The organism is Streptococcus parasanguinis (assembly GCF_009717775.1).
In the GTDB taxonomy this organism is placed as follows: domain Bacteria; phylum Bacillota; class Bacilli; order Lactobacillales; family Streptococcaceae; genus Streptococcus; species Streptococcus parasanguinis_AG.
Window position 1 is genome coordinate 24,505 of record NZ_WMZF01000007.1, and the last position, 23,626, is coordinate 48,130.

General features: G+C 43.8%; 21 protein-coding genes and 2 tRNA genes. 2 read left to right on the forward strand and 21 right to left on the reverse strand.

All coding sequences use genetic code 11. The features are described from left to right. Positions 1 to 101: 101 nt before the first annotated feature. The 16 genes from glnA to rsgA all read right to left on the reverse strand — a co-directional run bounded on the left by glnA (position 102) and on the right by rsgA (position 19,800). Positions 102 to 1,448 (reverse strand): type I glutamate--ammonia ligase, encoded by a 1,347-nt coding sequence (glnA, locus tag GMC92_RS08140; protein ID WP_023919214.1) that lies wholly within the window; start codon positions 1,446 to 1,448, stop codon positions 102 to 104. A 39-nt stretch (positions 1,449 to 1,487) separates the two neighbouring features. Further along, a complete protein-coding gene (locus GMC92_RS08145) occupies positions 1,488 to 1,847 on the reverse strand; it encodes a MerR family transcriptional regulator (RefSeq protein WP_003008872.1) in 360 nt (119 codons plus the stop codon). 67 nt (positions 1,848 to 1,914) lie between these two features. Beyond that, complete coding sequence (locus GMC92_RS08150) at positions 1,915 to 2,448, reverse strand: FUSC family protein (RefSeq protein WP_070466639.1); 534 nt, start codon at positions 2,446 to 2,448, stop codon at positions 1,915 to 1,917. A gap of 269 nt (positions 2,449 to 2,717) precedes the next feature. After that, the gene (locus GMC92_RS08160) at positions 2,718 to 3,917 is read right to left on the reverse strand and encodes a phosphoglycerate kinase (protein ID WP_003008876.1); all 1,200 of its coding nucleotides are present in this window, start codon (positions 3,915 to 3,917) and stop codon (positions 2,718 to 2,720) included. 202 nt (positions 3,918 to 4,119) lie between these two features. Next, entirely contained in the window at positions 4,120 to 8,910 is a 4,791-nt protein-coding gene (locus GMC92_RS08165; RefSeq protein ID WP_155200139.1) for an endo-beta-N-acetylglucosaminidase, read from the reverse strand. Positions 8,911 to 9,144: 234 nt separating this feature from the next. Next, positions 9,145 to 10,155, reverse strand: a complete 1,011-nt coding sequence (gene gap, locus GMC92_RS08170; RefSeq protein ID WP_003003093.1) for a type I glyceraldehyde-3-phosphate dehydrogenase — start codon at positions 10,153 to 10,155, stop codon at positions 9,145 to 9,147. A gap of 279 nt (positions 10,156 to 10,434) precedes the next feature. Beyond that, positions 10,435 to 12,516 carry an elongation factor G gene (gene fusA, locus GMC92_RS08175; RefSeq protein WP_003003071.1) on the reverse strand — a complete coding sequence of 694 codons (2,082 nt, stop codon included), beginning with the start codon at positions 12,514 to 12,516 and terminating at the stop codon, positions 10,435 to 10,437. A gap of 303 nt (positions 12,517 to 12,819) precedes the next feature. Continuing rightward, positions 12,820 to 13,290 (reverse strand): 30S ribosomal protein S7, encoded by a 471-nt coding sequence (rpsG, locus tag GMC92_RS08180; protein WP_003003105.1) that lies wholly within the window; start codon positions 13,288 to 13,290, stop codon positions 12,820 to 12,822. Between the two features lie 19 nt (positions 13,291 to 13,309). Next, positions 13,310 to 13,723, reverse strand: coding sequence for a 30S ribosomal protein S12 (rpsL, locus tag GMC92_RS08185; protein WP_003003125.1), 414 nt, complete (start codon positions 13,721 to 13,723; stop codon positions 13,310 to 13,312). A gap of 205 nt (positions 13,724 to 13,928) precedes the next feature. Continuing rightward, positions 13,929 to 14,465, reverse strand: coding sequence for a hypothetical protein (locus GMC92_RS08195; RefSeq protein WP_023919222.1), 537 nt, complete (start codon positions 14,463 to 14,465; stop codon positions 13,929 to 13,931). Between the two features lie 23 nt (positions 14,466 to 14,488). Then, positions 14,489 to 15,304, reverse strand: coding sequence for a pur operon repressor (gene purR / locus GMC92_RS08200; protein WP_037599408.1), 816 nt, complete (start codon positions 15,302 to 15,304; stop codon positions 14,489 to 14,491). Positions 15,305 to 15,439: 135 nt separating this feature from the next. Beyond that, positions 15,440 to 16,384, reverse strand: coding sequence for a 3'-5' exoribonuclease YhaM family protein (locus GMC92_RS08205; protein ID WP_023919226.1), 945 nt, complete (start codon positions 16,382 to 16,384; stop codon positions 15,440 to 15,442). Next, a complete protein-coding gene (locus tag GMC92_RS08210; protein WP_155200140.1) occupies positions 16,371 to 17,621 on the reverse strand; it encodes a DNA recombination protein RmuC in 1,251 nt (416 codons plus the stop codon). Before GMC92_RS08210 ends, GMC92_RS08205 begins: the two co-directional genes overlap by 14 nt. Position 17,622: 1 nt before the next feature. Beyond that, complete coding sequence (locus GMC92_RS08215) at positions 17,623 to 18,255, reverse strand: thiamine diphosphokinase (protein ID WP_155200141.1); 633 nt, start codon at positions 18,253 to 18,255, stop codon at positions 17,623 to 17,625. Next, positions 18,248 to 18,907, reverse strand: a complete 660-nt coding sequence (gene rpe, locus GMC92_RS08220; protein WP_155200142.1) for a ribulose-phosphate 3-epimerase — start codon at positions 18,905 to 18,907, stop codon at positions 18,248 to 18,250. The genes GMC92_RS08215 and rpe overlap by 8 nt, the downstream gene beginning before the upstream one ends. Before the next feature lie 14 nt (positions 18,908 to 18,921). Then, positions 18,922 to 19,800, reverse strand: a complete 879-nt coding sequence (gene rsgA, locus GMC92_RS08225; protein ID WP_049474638.1) for a ribosome small subunit-dependent GTPase A — start codon at positions 19,798 to 19,800, stop codon at positions 18,922 to 18,924. Between the two features lie 247 nt (positions 19,801 to 20,047). Here rsgA and GMC92_RS08230 point away from each other — a divergent pair. Both GMC92_RS08230 and GMC92_RS08235 read left to right on the forward strand, forming a co-directional pair. Further along, positions 20,048 to 20,130 (forward strand) — tRNA-Leu (locus tag GMC92_RS08230). Positions 20,131 to 20,134: 4 nt separating this feature from the next. Continuing rightward, positions 20,135 to 20,224 (forward strand) — tRNA-Ser (locus GMC92_RS08235). Between the two features lie 45 nt (positions 20,225 to 20,269). Here GMC92_RS08235 and rsmA read toward each other — a convergent pair. From rsmA to GMC92_RS08260, 5 genes are all read right to left on the reverse strand, one after another. Further along, complete coding sequence (gene rsmA / locus GMC92_RS08240; RefSeq protein ID WP_070665666.1) at positions 20,270 to 21,145, reverse strand: 16S rRNA (adenine(1518)-N(6)/adenine(1519)-N(6))-dimethyltransferase RsmA; 876 nt, start codon at positions 21,143 to 21,145, stop codon at positions 20,270 to 20,272. A gap of 52 nt (positions 21,146 to 21,197) precedes the next feature. Continuing rightward, a complete protein-coding gene (rnmV, locus tag GMC92_RS08245) occupies positions 21,198 to 21,782 on the reverse strand; it encodes a ribonuclease M5 (RefSeq protein ID WP_173019414.1) in 585 nt (194 codons plus the stop codon). Then, positions 21,754 to 22,524 (reverse strand): TatD family hydrolase, encoded by a 771-nt coding sequence (locus tag GMC92_RS08250; protein WP_023919238.1) that lies wholly within the window; start codon positions 22,522 to 22,524, stop codon positions 21,754 to 21,756. The genes rnmV and GMC92_RS08250 overlap by 29 nt, the downstream gene beginning before the upstream one ends. Before the next feature lie 125 nt (positions 22,525 to 22,649). Continuing rightward, positions 22,650 to 22,784, reverse strand: a complete 135-nt coding sequence (gene rpmH / locus GMC92_RS08255) for a 50S ribosomal protein L34 (RefSeq protein ID WP_003003086.1) — start codon at positions 22,782 to 22,784, stop codon at positions 22,650 to 22,652. A 147-nt stretch (positions 22,785 to 22,931) separates the two neighbouring features. Continuing rightward, positions 22,932 to 23,561: a ribonuclease P gene (locus GMC92_RS08260; protein ID WP_070665669.1), complete on the reverse strand. Its 630-nt coding sequence runs from the start codon at positions 23,559 to 23,561 to the stop codon at positions 22,932 to 22,934. Positions 23,562 to 23,626: the final 65 nt, after the last annotated feature.

Here is a 23,626-nt window from a genome sequence, read left to right on the forward strand (position 1 = left end):
AATCAGCGTAGTAGAGTCCACTCAACCACTGCGTCTTGCTCGACAATCCAAAAATAATTGAGAGGCTAGGACTTTTGTCCTAGCCTCTTTACTCTTGTTTCTTAATAAAGATCTAAATAGTTATCTACTTCCCATTGAGATACGAAGGTCGCATAGCTTGCCCATTCGATTCGTTTGGCTTCAAGGAAGCTGGTGTAGATGTGCTCACCCAAGGCAGCTTTCACCACTTCGTCTTCTGTCAAGGCTTTCAAGGCATTGTGAAGGGTAGAAGGGAGATCTGTAATTCCAGCTGCTCTACGTTCTTCCGGTGTCATCACATAGATATTTTCTTCGATCGGAGCAGGTGCTTCGATTTTATTTTCAATCCCGTGAAGGCCAACTTCAAGCAAGACTGCCAAGGCTACATAAGGATTGGCCATTGGGTCTACGGAGCGCAATTCCAAACGAGTTCCCATACCACGTGATGCTGGCACACGTACCAATGGGGAACGGTTGCGACCTGCCCAAGCGATATAAACGGGAGCTTCATATCCAGGAACCAAACGTTTATAAGAGTTGACAGTCGGGTTGGTCACGGCTGTAAAGTTGTAGGCATGCTTGATCAAACCACCCAAGAAGTGATAAGCTGTTTCTGACAATTGCATTCCACGTGGATCTTCCGGATCAAAGAAGGCATTGTTGCCATCCTGGTCAAAGAGAGACATATTACAGTGCATACCTGATCCGGCAATTCCAAATTTTGGTTTGGCCATAAAGGTTGCATACAAGCCGTGTTTACGAGCGATAGTTTTCACGACAAGTTTAAAGATTTGGATCTTGTCACAAGCGCGGAGAACTTCGTCATACTTAAAGTCGATTTCATGCTGACCAACGGCTACTTCGTGGTGACTGGCTTCTACTTCAAAGCCCATCTTGGTCAAGACATTCACGATTTCACGACGAGTGTTATCCGCAAGATCTGTTGGAGCCAAGTCAAAATAGCCACCTTTGTCGTTTACTTCAAGAGTTGGATCTCCATTTTCGTCCAACTTAAAGAGGAAGAATTCTGGTTCTGGTCCAAGGTTAAAGGATTTGAAGCCAAGTTTTTCCATATGACGAAGGGCACGTTTCAAGTTGCCACGTGGGTCTCCTGCAAATGGTTCCCCTTCTGTCGTATAGACATCACAGATCAAGCCAGCTACGCTACCATTTTCATCTCCCCAAGGGAAAACTGTCCATGTATCTAAATCTGGGTAAAGATACATGTCTGACTCGTTGATACGGACAAATCCTTCGATAGAAGAACCATCAAACATGGCTTTGTTTGAAAGAACCTTGTCCAGTTGCTCATCGGTAGCTGGAATTTCGACGTTCTTCATGGTTCCCAAAATATCAGAGAACATCAAGCGAATAAAAGTAACATTTTTTTCTTTTACTTCACGGCGAATATCTGCAGCAGTAATTGACATTTTTGTCTCCTTAAAATAGATTACAAGCTTATGAAATGATCAACGAAATTGACCATATGGCGATGGGGAAGATGTGAAGCGACTTTGCTGAAGAATGTCACGATGAAGAGCCTTACGGATCTCTTCTTGACTGACAACCTTGGTTTGCTCTTGCTCTTTTTCCGCATATTTCTTCTTAATATCCGCAATATTGAAGCCATCTGAGATATAATCTTTGATCTCAAGTAGGCGGTCCATATCGTCCAACGAATACATGCGGCGATTGCCTTCTGTCCGATCAGGAGAAATCAATCCCTGATCTTCATAATAACGAATCTGGCGAGCTGTCAAGTCGGTCAGCTTCATAACACTGCCAATCGGAAAGACTGCCAGCGAGCGTCGTAATTCCTTTTCCTTCATACCATTCCTCTTTCTATTCTATTATATCGAAAAAAAAATCTATGTCAAGATTAAATGTTATATAATCTTACATAGTTTTTTTGTGTTTCTTGAGAAAATCGCGAATGCGATCCACATCCGAATTGACCAAAATCGCAACGAAAACACCAATAAAGGTCTCAAATATTCGGGCAAAAACATACAAGAAGGTTTCTCCGTTAGGAATCGAGAGGGTAATGATCAGCATTGCCGAAACTCCTCCGATAATTCCTGCTTTATTATTCATAGCGACATTTGTCATAATGGTTAACATGGTCGCAATAGGTACAAAAATCAGAGTCACCCAATACGCCCCATGAAAGAGCGTTTTTAAAAGGAAGAACAATACAGCATAAAAACCTCCGATACTGTTGCCCATGACACGCGAAGCCCCGAAGTGGACACTCTTATCAAAGTCTTCCCTCAAACTAAAAACAGCTGTCAAGGTCCCGATCTGAAGACCGCGCCAGCCAAATATTCCAAAAATAAGTAGCACAATAAAAACGGCAATCCCTGTTTTAAAGGTTCTCATCCCCAAACGGAATTTGGACCAATCAAATTTGTGTCGTTTAAAGTAATCCATGGTCACCTATCTTTCTATTTCTATTATTCTACCATATTTCCAGAAAGGAGAGAACAGATATCAATAGAAAGAAAAAAAGAGAGTGGGACAGAAATCGGTAATTCGTTAGAATTCGATTTCGTTGTCCCACCTCCTCACAGTCGAGTAGGGCTATAAAAGCTGATGAAATCAGCGTAGTAGAGCCCACTCAACCACTGCGTCTTGCTCGACAATCCAAAAATAATTAAGAGGCTAGGACTTGTGTCCCAGCCTCTTTCATTCTCATTAGATTATTTGTCTGTAAGAGCAGCCAATCCTGGAAGTTCTTTCCCTTCAAGGAGTTCCATAGAAGCACCACCACCAGTAGAGATCCATGAGAATTTGTCTGCACGGCCAAGGTTGATCGCAGCAGCAGCTGAGTCACCACCACCGATGATTGATTTAACGCCTGGTTGTTTCACGATAGCGTCCATCACACCGATTGTACCAGCTTGGAAGTCAGGGTTTTCAAATACACCCATAGGTCCGTTCCATACAACTGTTTTCGCACCAGTCAATTCTTGGTCGAATTTAGCGATTGATTTAGGACCGATATCAAGACCAAGGAATCCTGGATCTACTGCTTCACCTTCAGTGTCTTTCACTTCAGTGTAGTCAGCAAATGCGTTCGCTTCTTTTGAGTCAACTGGCAAGATCAATTTGCCGTTTGATTTTTCAAGAAGAGCTTTAGCCACATCCAATTTGTCTTCTTCTACAAGTGAGTTACCGATTTCGATACCTTGTGCTTTGTAGAATGTGTAAGTCATACCACCACCGATAAGAACTTTATCAGCTTTTTCAAGCAAGTTTTCGATAACACCGATCTTGTCAGATACTTTAGATCCACCAAGGATGGCTACGAATGGACGTTCTGGAGCTTCAACTGCTTCTTTGATGTAAGCAATTTCGTTTTCAAGAAGGAATCCAGCAACAGCTTTATCAACGTTTGCAGAGATACCAACGTTAGATGCGTGTGCACGGTGAGCAGTACCAAATGCATCGTTTACGAAGATACCATCTCCAAGTGATGCCCAGTATTTACCAAGTTCAGGATCGTTTTTAGATTCTTTCTTGCCATCAACATCTTCGAAACGAGTGTTTTCAACCAAGAGAACTTGTCCATCTTCAAGAGCGTTAACAGCTGCTTCCAATTCAGCACCACGTGTAACACCTGGGATAAATTTCACTTCTTGACCCAATTTAGCAGCCAAGTCAGCAGCTACAGGAGCAAGTGATTTACCTTCTTTATCTGCTTCTTCTTTTACACGTCCAAGGTGAGAGAAGAGGATTGCACGTCCACCTTGTTCAAGGATGTACTTGATAGTTGGAAGAGCTGCAGTGATACGGTTATCGTTAGTGATCACGCCATCTTTTACAGGAACGTTGAAGTCAACACGAACGAGAACTTTTTTCCCTTTCAAGTCAACGTCTTTAACAGTCAATTTTGCCATTAGATATGACTCCTTCTTTTTTTAATACATGATAATTATATCACAAAAGCTGTAAAAGAGGTAGAAAAATCCAATGCTTTTCCACTCTAATTCACAGGATCCGAACGACACTTCTAAATACAAGATCAAACCTCTCTGGTTTTCACCAGAGAGGTTTTTTGAGAGTGACTTTTTAAGTGAACGAAAGAATCCTGTAAAAGACTTACTCTTCTTTCTTCTTACCAGCCAAGAGGAAGCCGCCTAAGGCTGCTAGGAGAACAGCTTCAGCTGCAAAGGAAGCTTCTAGGCTTGCCGTATTTGGCAAGTGTTCCGATTGACTTTCTTTGCTGGCATCTTTTGTTCCTTGCTGAACTGTTGGCTGTGAGTTCGCTCCTTGGTGGGCACTTAACAACTGATGGATCTCTTGATCGACCATATCCTTGTGTTCTTCCTCCTGATGACCCGCTTGAGTAGAAGTCGTTGGGGCCAACTGATCCACTTGAGAAGACTCTGTAGGCTTCAATGGATTAGCTGGATCCGAAGTCACTGGGGCAGCTGGTTGGACTGGCTGATTTGGTTGAACTGGTTGAACAGGCTGATCTGGTTTAGCCGGTTCCTCTGGTTGGATCGGTTGGTCTGGTCCTTCCGTTTTTGCTGGCTTATAGACAATCGCATAGTGGGTAAAGTGAGGAGCGGTAAAGATGACCACATCTCCAACTCTCTCAAAGGCCAAGGATTGAGGAGCTTGACCTTCAGGGAAGAAGAGGACTTGCTCCACTTCTTTATCCTTATCCACAGGGATTTTCACAAGGGATGGATGGTGGGTATCAATATCTTGACCGCTGGCATCCACGCCTTCAATATCAAAGACGATTCCTTCTCGACCCTTCAGCTCTTCTTTTTCTGCCTGATTGGCTTCAACTTTTGCGACTTTTAGTCCTTTGACAACGGTTGGCTCTAAGTTGGAGAATTGAACTTCGACTCCAGTCGCAGGGTCTACAAAGACCGCTGGCTTATCTTCTTTCTGGAGCGCAATCAAGGTCTCTAGACCTGTCTTAGCTGTTTCAAGCGCTTCAGGAGTGAGCTCTGAAGAAGCTAGGAGCTCTTTATTTTTCTCAACCAGTGCCTGCAAAGCCTCACCAGAAGGGTGATTTGGCTTGCTTGCTAATAGAGCAGTCGCTTCTGTTGTTAGGGCAGAGAGAGCTTCTTTTTCTTTTGTTAGATTGGCTTGACCATCCAAGGCTTTCAAGAGAGCGGTCAATTGGTTCAACTGCTCATTGACTTGATCTTGTGTGCTGGTATCATGCTCTTTCAAGACTTTTTCAGAAGCAGCCATTCCAGCCAGCAGGGCTTCTTTGACTTCTGGAGTCGCAAATGTAAAGTCTACTTTGGCTTTTGCAGCTTCAGCTTCAGCCAATTTTTGCTTGAGGTATTCATCGTTGAGAGCTGGTTTTGGATTCACGAGGACATCAAAGCTTGTGCTGGCTCCTTTGTAATGGACAGTGATGGTTTGGCGACCTTCCTTAGTCGTATCAAAGCCAGTCACTTCCACACCTTCATCTGTCAAGGCGTGCGTTTCGGTTGTTTCATCATCAAAGACAACTGTAAAGCGTCCGCCATCTTTCTCCAATGCTTCTCCGACAATATATTCCACTTTTGGTTTGTCGGTCAATTCTAGACCAGCAACTGCTTTTTCACCTGCTTCCTCTGCACTGACTACAAAAACAGTGAGAGTCTTATCCAATTTCTGACCAAGGTAAGAAACTTCTAGGTGTTGTTCTCCCAACTTGCTACTATCAAATCCATGAATCTCTACACCTGAGTTGGTGAGGTTGACCAGTTGATCTGCTTGGCCATCTTTATAATGAACACGGAGTGTTGCTCCTTTCAAGGAAAGAGCATCCCCTTCCCGGTAGACCTTCTTGGTCAAACCATCTTCAAATTGAAGTCCCGCAATTTCTTTATCATTCTTTGGAACTTCGATCGCTAGAACATTACTGATATCTTTGCCAGGTTCTTGCGCACGGTAGTAGAGAAGAGATGGGGTTGATTCAAAAGCGAGCGGTTTAAAGATGAGATTTCCAGCTTGATCGGCTGTCATGGTCGCAATTGGACTGGTCGCTTCTTTATCAGCATAAAGAGTCAGTGTAGTATTGGCCGGAACATCTTTGAAGCCGACTTGGACAAAATGATTGCCTAAGTTTTGCGCTGCAGCATGTTTCATTGGGATGTTGACCGTTTCCGTATCCAGACTTTCATACATCTTCCAGTTGTAAATCCGGATGGCTTGCCATGGGGTGCCGTTATCTGCTGTAATGACATGGAGACGCCAGTCTTGAGCCTTGATCGGATGATCCAGTGTAATGTCAGATACATGGGCTTTATTGCCACGAACTTCCTTAGCGAGCTTCCACTCACCCGCTTCATCCTTGTAGTAGAGATCAAAGTCACGGGTATTCATCTTGCCATCGTCGACAGATTCTCCACCCGCACCGGCATGGTCCATGACCCAACGAACAATGGTCCGTGGTTGTGTCAAGCGAATATCGACGGTTCCACTCAATTGAGCAGAAGACCATTTATCTGAAAGACTGGTAATGGTCCCATTTAACATACCTTCAATGCCTTCACTACCATCCGCATCTGGGAAGCTCGAACCGATCACTTTGGCTCCAATGACTACGTTTGGCGCTAAAGCTTTTGGTAGACTGGTATCTGACACGGTCATGCCCCAATCAAAGGCTACAGTTCCCGCATCCGAACGTTGACCATTCTTTCCAACTGCCACAACCTTGAGTTCCTGAGTGGTTCCTTCAGCACTTGCTGAACGGCTAACTTTTGGTAGATAGACGGTTGTCGCAGAAGACCCTGTTAAGAGACGCCAGTTATCGCCATCTTTTTCATAGACTTCATAATAATCCGCATCTGCTACCCCTTTAAAATTGAGGACTGCTTCTGCTTCTTGCGCATTTTGTAGGCGTTTTGCCCGAACGGATACTTCTGCTGGAGTCGCTGGTTTCTCTTGGTTCGACGTAATCGACAATTGGCCGAGATTAAATTTGTAGTCTTTAACATCCGTATCATGGTCAAAGAACATCTTCACAGCATAAATGGTCTTGCCAGCCAAACTTCCCAAATCAAAGGTTTGAGTAGACCAATCTGCACTCGGTGTCAATTCTTTCCATTCGTATTCAGAGTAGTCTTCTTTGGTGGCAACAGCTACCCAGGCAGCTGCTCCGATCCCACCTTTATGACTGACGCTCAATTTTGTCGTTTCTGTCACAGGAATCTTGGTCGAATAGAGCATGACATTTTGACTGCTATTGGCTTTTAAATCTCCTTCAAAGGCTAGAGAATTTCCTCCATTGTAGGCTTGATCAAAATCATAACGACCTTTCAATGGCACACTATCCTCACTATGCTCTACCCACCAACGCCATGTTGGAAGGTAGCCAGAAACAGAACGGTAGTTCCACTCCCCTTCTTTAGAAATCTTGCCATCCACAAACCAGTGTTTTCCGTGTCCAGTATTGAAGGAAGTATTGAAATTTTCACTTGTAATAGGAGTTTTGTCCACTACTAGATTGGACATACCGTACCAAGATTGGTCTGCTGGTTTTCCTTTAGTCGGATCTCCTTGGAAACCTGTCCAGAATAGATCTTCATGGGTATGGTAACCTTCTCCAGTCTTTCCTAGCCCTGTAATGGTATCAGGTGCATAAAGACCAAGAGATAGACGCAACTTGCCATGTTCATCTAAAATGGCATTCCAGTCTACATTAGTCTTATAAGAGCCTCCTTTTTGGAGCTCGAGTCCAGCTAGAACATCATAAGGATTCCGATGAATCCATTTAGCTGTACTGATGGAATAATCCACTTCTGATTTGCCCCAGTTAAAGTTAGCAAAGAAGGTATCAACTGGATTTTCCCCATTTTCTGGCTGCATGAAATTGTAGTTGTATTCTCCCAGCGCATTCTCATGGTAACGGCCATATTCATAGGTCATAGCATCATACCAGGAATACTTAATCGGATAGTTCAGACTTTTCGCATATTCCTTGGTATAAAGAAGAAAATCTCTCAATTTTGGACCCAATGGTTCTACAAGATTTCCGGTTGTTTCTTGGTTGATAAAGTAACCATCAAAGCCATAGTACTTGGCAAGTTCGACTAATTTACGCGCGATCGGGAAGGTCTTAGACCCTTCCCTATCTTCTTTCAAGGTTTCTGCAAAATGTTCTTGATCCTTGATGCTGCTAGACCAGTTATAAAAGAGTGTTCCATAAATAGGAACCCCATTTCGGTGGGCAGCATCGATCACATCTGCTGATGGAACCAGTCCTTCCCAAAAGACCATGGAGTCCAAATATTGCCAGTAATCAAAAGCATAGGCTTTAAACTCATCCCCGCCGACAGACGCATGATCCTTTGCTTTGGAGTTCATATTTGACAGTGCTTGGATCTTCGCTTCAGGGTTGGCTTGTTCATTAATTTGTTTTCCTTGAAAACGACTCGCAAGTGGGACGCTTGCTCTGTTCATATCGTCATCCACTCGTTTTCCTGGTTCCCACTTCAAGAGATCGTCCCAGGTATCGAACTTAACTTCTTTGGGTCTTAATTGTTTTTCTTCATTGGTTGGTAAATCAGCCACTTTTTCTGCAGCAGCTTTCGGTTTTTCAGTCTCTGAAACAGCTGGATGATCTGTAGTCGTCGAGCTAGCTTCTGTACTTGTAGGACTAGCCTCTGGAGTGACCGCTTCTGTGGCCGGTTTTGCAGGATCAGCCGTAGGAAGTGCCGCATCTGCAGTATAGACGCCAGCTTCTCTCACCAAATGATTGACATCATCGGTCGTTGCTGAAGAGCTTTCCAAGGGTTGTTCACTAGTAGAAACCGTCTCATCTGCAGAGACAGCACCTGTTCCTAAAAATGCTAACCCAATCAATGCGGAACAAACTCCCACACTGAATTTTCGTATACTAAATCGTTCTTTCTTTTCAAATAGATGACCCTTCATCTTGACCTCCTTGTATGGTATTTTTCTTTTTCTTGAGCGATTTCCATTGGCTCCTTTCTCTACGACCTGTAATCGCTTTCATTTTCTTGTATTAGAAATCTCCAATCAAGAATAGGATACCCTAATCTATTTAGCACTGTCAATCTATTTTGGCAATTCCTATAATATGATGAGAAAGCCCTAAAAAAAGTACAAAAAAAGAGGAGGTTTCCCTCCTCTCATCATACACATGAATTATTTAGCAATTTTTGCGAAGTATTCAAGAGTACGAACAAGTTGTGCAGTGTAAGACATTTCGTTGTCATACCATGAAACAACTTTAACCAATTGTTTACCGTCAACGTCAATAACTTTAGTTTGAGTTGCGTCAAACAATGATCCGTAAGACATACCTACAACGTCTGAAGAAACGATTGGATCTTCAGTGTAACCGTATGATTCGTTTGAAGCTGCTTTCATAGCTGCGTTCACTTCATCAACAGTAACGTTCTTGTCAAGAACAACTACCAATTCAGTAACTGATCCAGTTGGAACAGGAACACGTTGTGCAGCTCCGTCCAATTTACCGTTCAATTCAGGGATAACCAAACCGATTGCTTTAGCAGCACCAGTTGAGTTAGGAACGATGTTAGCAGCACCAGCGCGTGCACGACGAAGGTCACCTTTACGGTGTGGACCGTCAAGGATCATTTGGTCACCAGTGTAAGCGTGGATAGTAGTCATCAATCCTTCAACAACACCGAAGTTATCTTGAAGAGCTTTAGCCATTGGAGCCAAGCAGTTTGTAGTACATGAAGCACCTGAGATAACTGTTTCAGTACCATCAAGAATATCGTGGTTAGTGTTAAATACGACTGTTTTAACATCTGATCCACCAGGAGCAGTGATAACAACTTTCTTAGCACCACCAGCATGCAAGTGTTTTTCAGCAGCTGCTTTAGTAGCAAAGAAACCAGTTGCTTCAAGAACGATTTCTACACCGTCGTTAGCCCAGTCGATTTGTTCTGGATCGCGTTCAGCAGAAACTTTAACGAATTTACCGTTAACTTCGAATCCACCTTCTTTAACTTCCACAGTACCGTCGAAACGACCTTGAGTTGTATCGTATTTCAACAAGTGTGCAAGCATAACTGGATCTGTAAGGTCGTTGATGCGTGTAACTTCAACACCTTCTACGTTTTGGATACGACGGAAAGCAAGACGTCCGATACGACCGAAACCGTTAATACCAACTTTAACTACCATTCGTGATTTCCTCCTTATGAAAATCAAAAAAATTTTTTGTGAAAAGAGTAACTTGACACAGCGCCAAACATCTTTTAACAGTCTCTATTATATACTTTATTGCATTAAAAAGCAACTATTTCCCAACGAAAAGCAAGATTTATCATAGATCACCACCTCTTTTATTAAAGTTTTTCACAAAGTCTTGATCGATAGGAAAAGCGCTATTTTACTTGTACTCACTTTTGGAACAAAGAAAAACTCTTCCCAAAGTGGGAAGAGTTTTTAAGCATTGGTAAATTAAGCTTCACCTTTAGCTTTTTTAATGATTTCTTCTTGTACTGATTTTGGTACATCTTCGTAGTGGTCAAATACCATCATGAAAGTACCACGTCCTTGAGTTGCAGAACGAAGGACAGTAGCGTAACCGAACATTTCAGCAAGTGGTACATAAGCACGAACGATTTGGCTTGCACCGTGTGCTTCCATACCATCTACACGTCCACGACGAGCAGTTACGTGACCCATAACATCCCCAAGGTTTTCTTCAGGAACTGTGATGGTTACAAGCATCATTGGTTCAAGGATAGCTGGTTGTGCAGTCTTAGCAGCTTCTTTAAGCGCAAGAGATGCAGCGATCTTGAAGGCAGTTTCAGATGAGTCGACATCGTGGTATGAACCATCGTAAAGCTTAGCTTTCACGTCAACCATTGGGTAACCAGCAAGAACACCGTTTGCCATAGATTCTTGAAGTCCTTTTTCTACTGCAGGGATGAATTCACGTGGAACCACACCACCGACGATAGCATTTTCGAACTCGAATCCTTTACCTTCTTCGTTTGGAGTAAATTCGATCCAAACATCACCAAACTGACCTTTACCACCAGATTGACGTTTGAAGAATCCACGTGCTTGTGTAGAAGCGCGGAATGTTTCACGGTAAGATACTTGAGGAGCACCAACGTTAGCTTCAACCTTGAATTCACGTTTCATACGGTCAACAAGGACATCCAAGTGCAACTCACCCATACCAGAGATAACTGTTTCACCAGTTTCAGGGTTTGTTTCAACGCGGAATGTTGGATCTTCTTCAGCCAATTTTTGAAGGGCGATACCCATCTTGTCTTGGTCTGCTTTAGATTTAGGCTCAACCATCAATTGGATAACTGGTTCTGGAACTTCGATTGATTCAAGGATGATTTTTGCTTTTTCATCTGTCAATGAGTCACCAGTTGTAGTATCTTTCAAACCAACGGCAGCAGCGATATCCCCAGAGTAAACTGTTTCGATTTCTTTACGAGTGTTGGCATGCATTTGAAGGATACGTCCGATACGTTCACGTTTACCTTTAGAAGTGTTCAATACATATGAACCTGAGTTCAAGACACCTGAGTAAACACGGAAGAATGTCAAACGACCTACGAATGGGTCAGTCATGATCTTGAAGGCAAGAGCTGCAAATGGCTCTTCATCAGATGCTGGACGTTCTTCTTCTTCGTCTGTATCTGGGTTTACACCCTTGATTGCAGGGATATCAAGTGGGCTTGGAAGGTAGTCAAGGACCGCATCCAACATCAATTGAACCCCTTTGTTCTTGAAGGCAGAACCACAAAGTACTGGGTAGAACTCAACGTTGATTGTAGCTTTACGGATACCAGCTTTCAATTCTTCGTTAGTGATTTCTTCCCCTTCAAGGTATTTCATCATCAAGTCTTCATCAGTTTCAGCAACTGCTTCAACCAATTTTTCACGGTATTCTTGAGCTTGTTCAAGGTATTCAGCTGGAATATCTTCTTCAAGGATATCTGTACCAAGGTCGTTAGTATAGATTTCAGCTTTCATCTTAATCAAGTCAATGATTCCGCGGAAGTCATCTTCAGCACCGATTGGCAATTGAATTGGGTGAGCGTTTGCTTGAAGACGGTCATGAAGTGTGCTTACTGAGTAAAGGAAGTCAGCACCGATTTTATCCATCTTGTTAGCGAATACGATACGTGGAACTCCGTATTCAGTTGCTTGACGCCAAACTGTTTCAGTTTGAGGCTCAACACCTGATTGTGAGTCAAGAACGGTTACAGCACCGTCCAAAACGCGGAGTGAACGTTGAACTTCGATAGTGAAGTCCACGTGTCCTGGTGTGTCGATGATGTTTACACGAGTGTCTTTCCATTGAGCTGTTGTAGCGGCAGATGTGATAGTGATACCACGTTCTTGTTCTTGCTCCATCCAGTCCATTTGTGACGCACCTTCGTGAGTTTCACCGATTTTGTGAATCTTACCAGTGTAGTAAAGGATACGCTCAGTTGTAGTTGTTTTACCAGCATCGACGTGAGCCATGATACCGATATTACGAGTTTTTTCAAGTGAAAATTCGCGTGCCATGAGGTTTGTTTCTCCTATATTTTTTATTTCTATATTCTATTATAACATGATTTAATAAAAACGGATAGGCAGGACCTACCCGTTCTCAGTGTTTTCATGCTAAGTTTTGGTTCCAACTTGTAAGAAGAGTTGAATTGGGTTCAAGAGCTGACGAAGCTTAATTGAACTCGGGCTAAAGTTAGTTAGCCGATTTGAGCCGGAACGGGATGCTGTGTGAAAAAGATAAACTTCCTTGTATTCATCGAATACTGCGTCAGTTTCCTATTTTCACTTTGCATCCTTGCCGTTCCTAGCATCATGATCTTACCAGCGGAAGTGTGCGAATGCACGGTTAGCTTCAGCCATACGGTGAGTATCTTCACGTTTCTTAACAGCTGCACCAGTGTTGTTCGCTGCATCCAAGATTTCTTTTGCAAGACGATCAACCATTGTGTGTTCACCACGTTGACGAGCGATTGTTACCAACCAACGAAGTCCAAGTGTTGTACGACGTTCTGGACGAACTTCAACTGGGACTTGGTAGTTAGAACCACCGACACGGCGAGCACGTACTTCAAGTACAGGCATGATGTTTTCCATAGCTGTTTCGAATACTTCAAGAGCATCGTTTCCAGTAGCTTCTTTAATTTGTTCGAAAGCTCCGTAAACGATTGAAGCAGCTGTACCACGTTTACCATCAAGCATAACGCGGTTGATAAGACGAGTAACTAATTGTGAATTGTAAAGCGGATCTGGCAATACATCGCGTTTAGGCGCACGGTTTTTACGACTCATTTTTCTTTATCCCCTTTCCTTATGCTTTTGGTTTTTTAGTACCGTATTTAGAACGGCCTTGTTTACGATCGTTTACACCTGCAGTATCAAGTGCTCCACGGACGATATGGTAACGTACCCCTGGAAGGTCTTTTACACGTCCACCACGAAGAAGAACCACGCTGTGTTCTTGCAAGTTGTGTCCGATACCTGGGATATAAGCAGTTACTTCGATCAAGTTGCTCAAACGTACACGGGCAAATTTACGAAGGGCAGAGTTAGGTTTTTTAGGTGTCATTGTTCCAACACGAGTTGCAACACCACGTTTTTGTGGTGAAGAAACGTTTGTTTGAACTTTTTTATGACTGTTGTAACCAACGTTCAAAGCTGGTGATTTAGATTTTTCTACTTTTGATTTACGCGGTTTGCGAACCAATTGGTTAATTGTAGGCATCTACATTCTCCTGTGAAATTTTTTATTTTTGGTGATGGTACACTTGGTGACAGCTACCATCTGTGTGTACTTTTGCAACATTTGTCAGCACGTCCCTGTACACTCTTGAGAGACCAAAAGTAAAAAGTACCGTCTATTATTATAACATGACGGCACTTTGATTGCAAGATGTTTTTTTATTTTTTAAAGAAGTCGAAAAAGTTCATTATTGACCAGGTTCAGCAGGTACTTCTGCCCCTGCATCTGCAGCCGGAGCATACTGTTGTTGCTGTTGTGGTTGAACTGTCGCATTGGCTTCAGCTACTCCAGCGTTGGCATTAGCGTCTGTTTGAGTCTGCTGCGTTGCCGCTGTGTCACTCTCATAGGTCAGTCCATAATAGTTAGCGATGTATTGGATACGGGCATCAAGCGATTGCTTTTGAGTCGCATCTTTGACTTTCTTCACAGCAGCTTGGGCAGCGTTCACAGAATCTTGACTTGGGGTTGTTTCCATTTGAACGACTGCTTTTTCAGCAGCTTCTGTATTTTTCTTTTCTTCCTTCTTTTCTTTTTCTTCCTTTGTTTCCTTTTTCACTGGAAGGGAACCTGTTTTTTTAGCAGGTTGAATTTCTGTCGTTACCTGGGCAGCCGTATTCTTTTTAACGGTATACAAACCAGCTACCAATATAAAGGATAGAGACAGAACTGTCACCAAGCGAATCCACAAAGGGCTATTATCAAATCGATCTAAAATTCTTTTCACTTTTTGATCCTCCTTTGCTGCTCTTAATCAAAGATATTCCCAACTTCGACACTCAATTTATTTTCTTTTACATCGATGTTGGTAACGCGCAATAAGGATTTGTGTTCAAAGAATTCACGGTCGGTTGCAGCATTATCCGCAAAGACAGCTACTCCTGCTAATTCAGAATCAAATTCAGACAAGAGGCTGACCATCCCGTTAATCGTTCCGCCACCTTTAAGGAAGTCATCGACAATCAAGACCCGGCTTCCTGCTTTTAGGCTCCGTTTTGAAAGGAACATTTTCTCAATGCGATCCCCACTTGAGCCTGAAACATAGTTGACACTAACGGTTGACCCTTCTGTGATTTTCAAATCACGACGGACAATGACGAATGGAACATTCAAGACATTAGCTACTGCATTGGCTAGTGGAACTCCCTTGGTCGCTACGGTCATGACAGCATCAATCTTCTTATCTCGGAAGGCTTTGGCAATGATGCGTCCGATCCGATTCAAAATCTTCGGATTGCTCAAAAGATCAGACAAGTAAATGTAGCCACCAGGAAGGATACGATCACTTTCAGACAGTTGCTTGCAAAGATCCTCAACGATTTCTTTGGATTCTTGATCTGAGATAGACGGTGTAAAGATCACGCCTCCACCAGCTCCTGTAATGGTCTCAATATTTCCGATTTCCATCTCTTCAAAAGCCCGCTTAATAATCACGATATCTTCTGAGATGGAAGACTTGGCAGACTCATACTTTTCCGCAAACGTATTGAGGCTAGTCAATTCATAGGGATGGTTGATCAAGTAATTAGAAATTACGACCATCCGTTCACTTCTTCTTAATTTCATTTTCTCACCATGTAGTTTTTTCTATCATTATACCATAAGAAGCGAAAAAAACGAACATTCTGATTTACAGAAGGCCGTTTTTTCCTGATTATTTTATTTTTGGCAGAATCATTCCCGTATTTATCTCTGTTTTTACTAGTCGAGATTCGGTTTATAGAAGGAACGATTTTCCATAGCGAAGATTTTATTGGTCATCTCGCCAGGACCAATTAAGCCAAGTGCTGTTGTCATCATCATCATTTCCGCATCCAAATTATCGATCATATGAATAATCTCTGCTTCCATGATTTTTGGACGAACGGGACTACCGTATTCGAGCAAGCCATGGTGACTCAAGATCACATGGCGAAGGACGATCACTTCTTCTTTTTGATCATCAATCTTCAAGTCTTGCAAGACCTTGGTGATTTCTTCATCGATCAGTGCAATGTGGCCGATGAGGTTGCCTCGAACAGTGTATTCTGTATTTTCAGGTCCCGTCAACTCAATCACTTTGGCCAAATCGTGTAACATAATCCCTGCAAAGAGCAAGCTCTTATTCAACTGAGGATAGATATCGCCGATACTATCTGCCAAGCGGACCATGGTCGCTGTATGATAAGCGAGACCTGCTTCAAAGGCATGATGGTTGGTTTTAGCAGCTGGATAGCTATAAAACTCTTTCTCATATTTCTCATAGAGGGCACGGACAATCCGTTGCCAAACTGGATTTTCAATTTTGAAAATCATGTTTGACAGGTATTCATGCAATTCCTTGGGATCTACTGGTGGTTTTTCCTTGAAGTCTGCTGGATTGTTGGGCTCTCCTGCTTGTGGCAAGCGCATATTCAATTGATTAACTTGCGGAGTATTATTGTAGACCTCCCGACGACCAGCCATATGGACCACGCGCCCAGCTGTAAAGCTCTCTACATTGTGAGGTTGGGCATCCCATAGTTTACCTTCGATTGTACCGGTCTCATCCTGGAAGACAAAGGCGAGGTAGTTTTTCCCGGCCCGCGTTTGACGCACTTCTGCTGACTTGATCAAATAGAATCCTTCGAACAATTCATCTTTTTTCATTTGGTTAATTTTGACCATCATCTTCTCCATCTTCTATATATACATCTAGTCCCAGCAGGTCCTCATCGCTTTCGATTTGGCGGAGTGTCCGCTCGATGGCACTGGTCCGTCTGGTTAGCAAATCATCAATATTATTGGAAGCATTCTTTAAATGGCGCTGAGTCTTGGCCAGAATCCCTCCAAACTTATGGAATTCTGATTTGACCGATCCCAACACCTTGCTAATGTCATCTGCACTCTTTTGGATGTTGAGCGTTTTAAAGCCAACAGACAAGGAGTTCAAGAGGGCTGATAGCGTACTTGGACCAGCCACTAAAATTTGTTCGTCCCGACGCAAGCAATCGAAGAATTCTGGATTGCGAACCACTTCGGAATAGAGGCCTTCAGTTGGCAAAAAGAGAATTCCGAAATTAGTCGTCGCTGGTGGAAAGAGGTATTTTTGTTGGATATCCTTAGCAAAACGCTTGATACTAGCAAGAAGGGCCTTGCGGTAACGCTCGATCTCCTCTTTCTCTCCTGATTCATAAGCTTCTTCCAGACGATAGTAGTCTTCCAGTGGGAATTTAGAGTCAATTGGCAGATAGACTGGCTCCTCTCCTTGTCCTGGAAGCTTAATAGCATATTCCACGCGCTCACTGGATTGAGGAACGGTGACAAACTCCCGCTCATACTGGGCTGGGGTCAAGATATCTTCAATAATTTGGCCCAGCTGCAATTCGCCCATAATCCCACGCGTCTTGGTATTGGAGAGAACTTTATTAAGAGTTCCGACATCCCGCGCCACTGTCTGCATTTCTCCCAGCCCTTTGTTGACCGACTCCAATTGTTTTGAAACCGTCTCAAAGGAGGTCTGCAAGCGGTGCTGCAAGGTTTTCTCCAATTTTTCTTCTACCGTTTGGCGCATCTGTTCTAGCCGCACTTCATTGGACTCTTGGATCTGGCGCATACGCTCATCTGTTTTGTCCCGATTTTTAGTAAAGTGCTCATTCATCTCAGCGCGCAGAGCCGTCGTCTGCTGGTGGATCTCCACTCGCATCTCGGTTAAGCGATCTGTCAGGGCGATCTCTAACTGCTGATTGGCAATCTGGCTTGCTTGTCTTTCTTTTTCAAAACGATAGTCCAACTGGTCTGTCAAATGATCCTCGTGGTCTTCCAGCATCTCTCGTAAAGCCGGTCTTGTGTCATCTGACCGTTGCAAGGAATAGATGAGGAGGCCCAGATTGAGCAGACCAATCAGAAGCAGAATGATATTCATATTAACCTCTGTCTTTACTATAAACAATGACAAGATAGCCACGGTCAAGACTCACTTGAATCGGTTGATCCAAAAATTCATTGGAGCCATACATGGCCTTCAAAAAATAATTCTCCTGATGGAGCGGATACTTGGCTCCTGTGATCTCTAAGCGACCTTCTCCGACAGGCATAAAACCAACATAAGACATGGCTGGATCTGGCTGAATCTCGTGATGACCAGCTGGTCTGTAGATCAAGCGATTTTGACCATCGACTAATTGGATCTGCTCCATGTAGGGAGCTAGGTCTGGATCGGTCGGCAAAAAGATATTGGACAAAAAGTGATCCAAGCGACCACCAAAGGCACCGTAAACAGTGACCGCAGCCTCTGGATAGGCTTCAAAGACTGCTTTCAAGGCCAATTCCAAATCCGTATCATTCTTTTCAGGAACGGACTGAACAACCTGCTTGGCTTGGGTTCGGATCTCATTCAAATCGGTCTCAGAGACGGAATCGAAATCCCCCACAGCTATATCTAAAGGCAGACCTTGTTCCAGTAACTTCAAACAGCCACCATCAACGCCTACATAAACGTCATGATTTCTTGGCAAGAGCGTGCTGTCACCTCCTGCCAGTATTGCAATCTTAACCATTTACAGCATCTCGGAGCGTTTGAACGCGCTCATTGACATCCCCATTAAAGACATAAGAGCCTGCTACAAAGACATTGGCCCCAGCTTCTTTGGCTTGGGAAATAGTTTGGCCATCAATTCCTCCATCCACTTCGATATCAAAGTCTAAGCCTTTTTCTTCACGAAGAGCGGCTAATTCGCGCACCTTGTCCATGGTTTCAGGCAAGAAGGCTTGGCCACCGAATCCTGGATTAACGGTCATAACCAAGACTTGATCCACCAAGTTCAAGACATGTTTGATACTGTCTACTGGAGTCCCTGGATTGATCACAACACTCGCCTTCACACCCGCTTGACGAATTTTTTGAAGAGCTCCGTGAATATGGGGAGTAGCTTCCACATGGATGCTGATGATGTCAGCACCTGCACGGGCAAATTCTTCGATATGGTGTTCAGGATTGGTGACCATCAAGTGGCAATCAAAGACCAACTTGCTATGTGGACGCATGCTCTCTACGACACCAGCTCCAAAGCTGATATTGGGCACAAAATGGCCATCCATGACATCGATATGGGCATAGTCAGCTCCTGCTGCTTCTAAGTGTTTCAATTCACTTTCAAAATTGGCATAATCGGCACTCAAAATTGAGGGTGCAATTTTCATTGTTTTCATCGTTGTAGTGTCTCCTATTTTGGCATTTTTTTCGAAACTTTTTTATAGGTTTCGCGACGGTTTTCAATCTCACTTAGAAATTGCAAGTAATCCTCATAACGGAAAGGTGCAATTTCCTCTCTTTCAACGGCTGGTTTCACCGCACAAGCTGGCTCATGCGTGTGGGTACAGGTACGAAATTTACAAGAGTGGCTCACATCGGCGATCTCTGGGAAGGCTTGATTTAAATCTTCACTGGTTGTCACTTCATAATCAAGGGAGGAGAAGCCAGGCGTATCTGCGATCTTTCCTCCATTTAAATGGTAAAAGCTGACAGCTCGGGTCGTGTGTCGACCGCGCCCCAGACTATCTGAAATCTCACCCGTTTCAAGCTCCAGATCCGGAGCGATTTTATTGAGCAAGGTCGATTTTCCTACACCAGTCTGCCCCATAAAGACCGTGGTTTGATTGGTCAAAAGGGGCAAGAGTTCCTCAATCGACAAGACAAAATCATAGCCAATAACCTGGTAGATTCCTTGGTAGTAGTGGATGTCTTCCATATCTTCTAACAAGTCCAGTTTTGAAATATAGACAATGGGATGAATCCCCTTATGCTCCAAAAGAACCAGAAAACGGTCTAAAAGATTGGCGTTGAAATCTGGCTCCTTAGCTGACATAATCACTACTGCCTGATCAATATTGACAATAGGAGGGCGTACGAGGCTATTTTTACGAGGGGCAATGCTCAAGATGTAGCCTTCTGAATTCTCTTCAGCAGAAAACTCCACCTGATCCCCCACATAAGGAGTCTGTCCTTTTTTTCTAAAATTTCCACGAGCCCGTGTCTGGTAAATGTGACCATCTGACTCCACGTAGTAGAAGCCAGCCAAGGCCTTGACGATTGTTCCTTGCAAATCGCACTCCTTTGAGATTAATACTCCTATTATACCAAAAAATGAGAAATAAGGCTGGATTGCTCAATAAGAAAAAACGAAAAGTGAACCTCTCCGGACGCTTTTAGAAACGAATAGGTTCGTTTTTTAAATGGATAGAAACAGAAGACGGAGTATCTGTTATGACTTGTCTTTTAGCAGAATTCGGGAAAGGGCACCTTCCTTTTTTTCCTTGGCATTTTTCCTAAAAAGTGTATAATAGAACTATGCGGAGGTGGTGGAACGGCAGACACGCATGCTTCAGGCGCATGTGCCCCTTCGGGCGTGAGGGTTCAAATCCCTTTCTCCGCATCTTGGAAAGGTGGCCCAGCTCGGTACGGCACCGGACTCGAAATCCGGCAAGTGGATTTTTATTCACGCGCGGGTTCAAATCCCGTCCTTTCCTTCTACAACAAACAAGACATGAGCTATGAAGCTCATGTCTTTTCTGTTATTTTATTCCCGCATCTAGAAGGCCATCTGCTAGGCGGGCGAAGTCTTCTAAGCTCAGAGCTTCTCCTCGTACAGAAGGTTGCAGGCCTGCAGTTTGGATTCCTGCTTCCAGCTTGGCTTTGATTTCTTCGGTCTTGCCGAAGCGACTAGTCAAGTTGTTCCAAAGTGTTTTGCGGCGGTGGACAAAGCTAGCCTTGCTGACAGAGAAGAAGAAATCTTCATCCTTGACGGTTACTGCTGGCTCTTCGCGACGGACCATCTTGAGGATGGCAGAGTCGACGTTTGGTGCTGGCACAAAGACGGTGCGAGGTACAATAAAGGCTACCTTAGCAGTCATATAGTATTGGACAGCAATGGATAACGAACCATAAGCTTTGGTGTTGGGCTCAGCTGAGATGCGGTCTGCCACCTCTTTTTGCATCATGACCACAAATTCTTGGAAAGGAATCTTGGATTCGATCAAGTGCATGAGGATGGGAGTCGTAATGTAGTAAGGAAGGTTAGCCACTACCTTAATCGGAAGGTCTGGGTTTTTAAACTCTGCGATGTACTGGTTGAGGTCTACCTTGAGGATGTCTTGGTTGACAACCGTTACATTGTCAAAATCCCGTAAGGTATCCGCCAAAATAGGAACCAAGCGGTCATCGATCTCAAAGGCCATGACTTCTGCCGCATTTTCCGCCAAAAACTCAGTGAGAGCTCCAATTCCTGGACCGATTTCGATGACATTGACCTGCTTATCAATCTCAGCCGTATCCACAATTTTTTGAAGGATGTTGGTATCGGTCAAGAAGTTCTGACCGAAGGATTTTTTAAAGGTAAAACCGTGACGCTCCAGCACTGCCTTGGTCACGCTATAATCTGCAATTCTCATTTTTTCTCTTTTCTAATCAGTTTAGAGGTAAAGAATCCCCTCTACTTCCGTCTTAATAACTAGCCATCGCCTCTTCGACTTGGGCCAAACTAATTCCAAACAATTCCAAGCGTTTGATCAATTGCTTGCCATTGCAGTAGCCGATGCGCAAGGCTTCTCCTAGATATTCCCGCCGTTTGCGACTATCGCTTCCCATCAAAAGTCCAAGCCGCATCAAGTCAGTCTTTGTGATATCAAAGAAATTTTCATCTTCGTAAGACCCGACCAGTCCAGCTAGGGCTTTTTCTAAGTCTTCAAAGCTGGCATGTTCTACTCCAAGAGAACGCCCCTTGGTCTTGGATTTGGGGACTGCTTCACCACGATTTAAAAAGGCATGTTTGGCCTGGGGCACCTCTTGCATAATGATCTTGCGAATTCGCTCACCATTATAGTCTGGATCGGTAAAGACAATGACCCCACGCAACTCTTGCAAGGTAGCAATTCGTTCCAAGTCATCTTGATCGATCGCAGAGCCTCGCGTTTCATAGGTATCCACCTCATAAAAACGACGGAGATTGGCTGTGTCATCCTTGCCCTCCACGATAATCACTTCCGGTATTTTTCTTTTCTCAGTCAAGGCCAAATACCTTTCTTGCATTGTCATAGGTTGCCTGAGCCACTTCTTCTGTTGTTAAGCCACGTAGTTCTGCAATAAAATCTACCACATAACGAGTGTAGGCTGTTTTATTTTCTCGACCACGTTTGGGAACTGGTGCCAGGTAAGGAGCATCTGTTTCAACCAAGATCTTGTCTAACGGAAGGCCAGCTGCCGCTTCTTGGACATCTGTGGCTTTCTTAAAAGTGACCACTCCAGAAAAGGAAATCATCATCCCCAGATCCATGAAGCGTTTCGCTTCTTCTAAACTTCCTGAGAAAGAATGCATGATCCCACCGCGAGAACCGACTCCTTCACTCTTGATGATGGCATAAGTATCTTCTAAAGCATCGCGTGTGTGCACCACAAAGGGGAGGTCCAAGTCTTTAGACAATTGAATCTGACGACGAAAAACCTTTTCTTGGACGTCTTTCGGTGCCGTCATCCAGTGGTAATCGAGACCGATTTCTCCGAGTGCGACGACTTTGGGATGTTTTAGCTGTTCAAGTAAATAGGCCTCCACTTCAGGAGTATAATCGCCTGCCTCAGTGGGGTGCCAACCAAGCGTGAGATAGAGTTCTGGGTACTGGTCTGCCAAGGCTATTCCTCGCTCAATCGTCGGTTTGTCAAAACCAACGATATTGTGGGCTACAACACCCATTTCCTTGGCCAAGTCGAGCTCTTCTTGTTCTTTTCCTGCGAATTCTTCCACATTGAGATGGGTGTGGGTATCAAAAATCTGCATGATCTTCCTTTTCTTCCGAGTTTTTCTTCTTTCTATTATAGCAGAAAGCGACTCTAAATTCACTTTCGGACAAAACAAAAACCAGTAGTCTCGAGTTTCTACTGGTTTTTAGGTTTTTATCTGAATTAGGCAGCCAAAACTTTGCGTCCTTTACGACGACGAGCTGCCAATACGCGACGACCGTTTTTAGTTGCCATACGGTGACGGAAACCATGTTTGCGCGCACGACGAAGTTTACTTGGTTGATAAGTACGTTTCACGATGAATACCTCCTCATAGATTTTGTATTCGTTTAGCCGGCTAGTTGTGATCAGTTACTAAACATACTTTACTATTCTATCGGATTCGACTCTATTTGTCAATAGCTATGGCAAAATTGTTGCAAATACAGGTCGGAGAAAACTTTTCTACACCTGACGGGTTGCCAAGTAATAGGGTTCCAGCGCCACCAGCGCCTCTTGCAACTGATCCAGGATATCCTCAAGAGAACCTTCCTCAACTAGAGAAACATCGTATTTGACGAGGACCTTACGAACCGCCCCTTCTGCTACTGCTTGTAACAGATCATGGCGATTCTTTTCTGTTCCTTCTACCCTTTGACTCTCCCCATTTTTCTGGGCGAAATAATAAACTGGCTGAGAGATAGGAAGGGTGAGAACCATGTGTTGCTTTTGAAGGCTCTGCTCATCTTTTTTTCGCTCGATAAAACTCACCTCTAAGGAAACTCCAAAATCAACTGCATCCCCATAAAGTCTCAAGGCAAACATGGGCTCTGCCATCGTCCCTTCTCCTTTTAGATAGGCCCAAAAATGAGGCCGCAAGACCTGAGCCTGGTTCATCCATTGGCTAGTCCGATCTTGCTCCAAATAGGGGTGACGCTTCTGAAAGGCTGAGACTAAATCAGTGAATTCCTTACGAGCCGCCTGAGCTAGGGCACGATACTGCTCCATCTCCGAGGCTAGCACCCCTGCCTTTGCTGGGGCCTGGTAGTGGATTCCTTGAAACTTTAAAAACTCTCGAATCGCTGTAAATGCCATCTGCTTCCTTTCTAAACCTAAAAAAGGAGAGATCGGCTCAATCCCGTCTCTCCCTTATGGGAAAT

Coding starts and splice junctions, on each gene's coding strand:
- glnA (WP_023919214.1), bottom strand. CDS start 1,448: ATGTCAATTACTGCTGCAGATATTCGCCGTGAAGTAAAAGAAAAAAAT.
- GMC92_RS08145 (WP_003008872.1), bottom strand. CDS start 1,847: ATGAAGGAAAAGGAATTACGACGCTCGCTGGCAGTCTTTCCGATTGGC.
- GMC92_RS08150 (WP_070466639.1), bottom strand. CDS start 2,448: ATGGATTACTTTAAACGACACAAATTTGATTGGTCCAAATTCCGTTTG.
- GMC92_RS08160 (WP_003008876.1), bottom strand. CDS start 3,917: ATGGCAAAATTGACTGTTAAAGACGTTGACTTGAAAGGGAAAAAAGTT.
- GMC92_RS08165 (WP_155200139.1), bottom strand. CDS start 8,910: ATGAAGGGTCATCTATTTGAAAAGAAAGAACGATTTAGTATACGAAAA.
- gap (WP_003003093.1), bottom strand. CDS start 10,155: ATGGTAGTTAAAGTTGGTATTAACGGTTTCGGTCGTATCGGACGTCTT.
- fusA (WP_003003071.1), bottom strand. CDS start 12,516: ATGGCACGCGAATTTTCACTTGAAAAAACTCGTAATATCGGTATCATG.
- rpsG (WP_003003105.1), bottom strand. CDS start 13,290: ATGAGTCGTAAAAACCGTGCGCCTAAACGCGATGTATTGCCAGATCCG.
- rpsL (WP_003003125.1), bottom strand. CDS start 13,723: ATGCCTACAATTAACCAATTGGTTCGCAAACCGCGTAAATCAAAAGTA.
- purR (WP_037599408.1), bottom strand. CDS start 15,304: ATGAAATTAAGAAGAAGTGAACGGATGGTCGTAATTTCTAATTACTTG.
- GMC92_RS08205 (WP_023919226.1), bottom strand. CDS start 16,384: ATGGTCAAAATTAACCAAATGAAAAAAGATGAATTGTTCGAAGGATTC.
- GMC92_RS08210 (WP_155200140.1), bottom strand. CDS start 17,621: ATGAATATCATTCTGCTTCTGATTGGTCTGCTCAATCTGGGCCTCCTC.
- GMC92_RS08215 (WP_155200141.1), bottom strand. CDS start 18,255: ATGGTTAAGATTGCAATACTGGCAGGAGGTGACAGCACGCTCTTGCCA.
- rpe (WP_155200142.1), bottom strand. CDS start 18,907: ATGAAAACAATGAAAATTGCACCCTCAATTTTGAGTGCCGATTATGCC.
- rsmA (WP_070665666.1), bottom strand. CDS start 21,145: ATGAGAATTGCAGATTATAGCGTGACCAAGGCAGTGCTGGAGCGTCAC.
- rnmV (WP_173019414.1), bottom strand. CDS start 21,782: ATGCAAGAAAGGTATTTGGCCTTGACTGAGAAAAGAAAAATACCGGAA.
- GMC92_RS08250 (WP_023919238.1), bottom strand. CDS start 22,524: ATGCAGATTTTTGATACCCACACCCATCTCAATGTGGAAGAATTCGCA.
- GMC92_RS08260 (WP_070665669.1), bottom strand. CDS start 23,561: ATGGCATTTACAGCGATTCGAGAGTTTTTAAAGTTTCAAGGAATCCAC.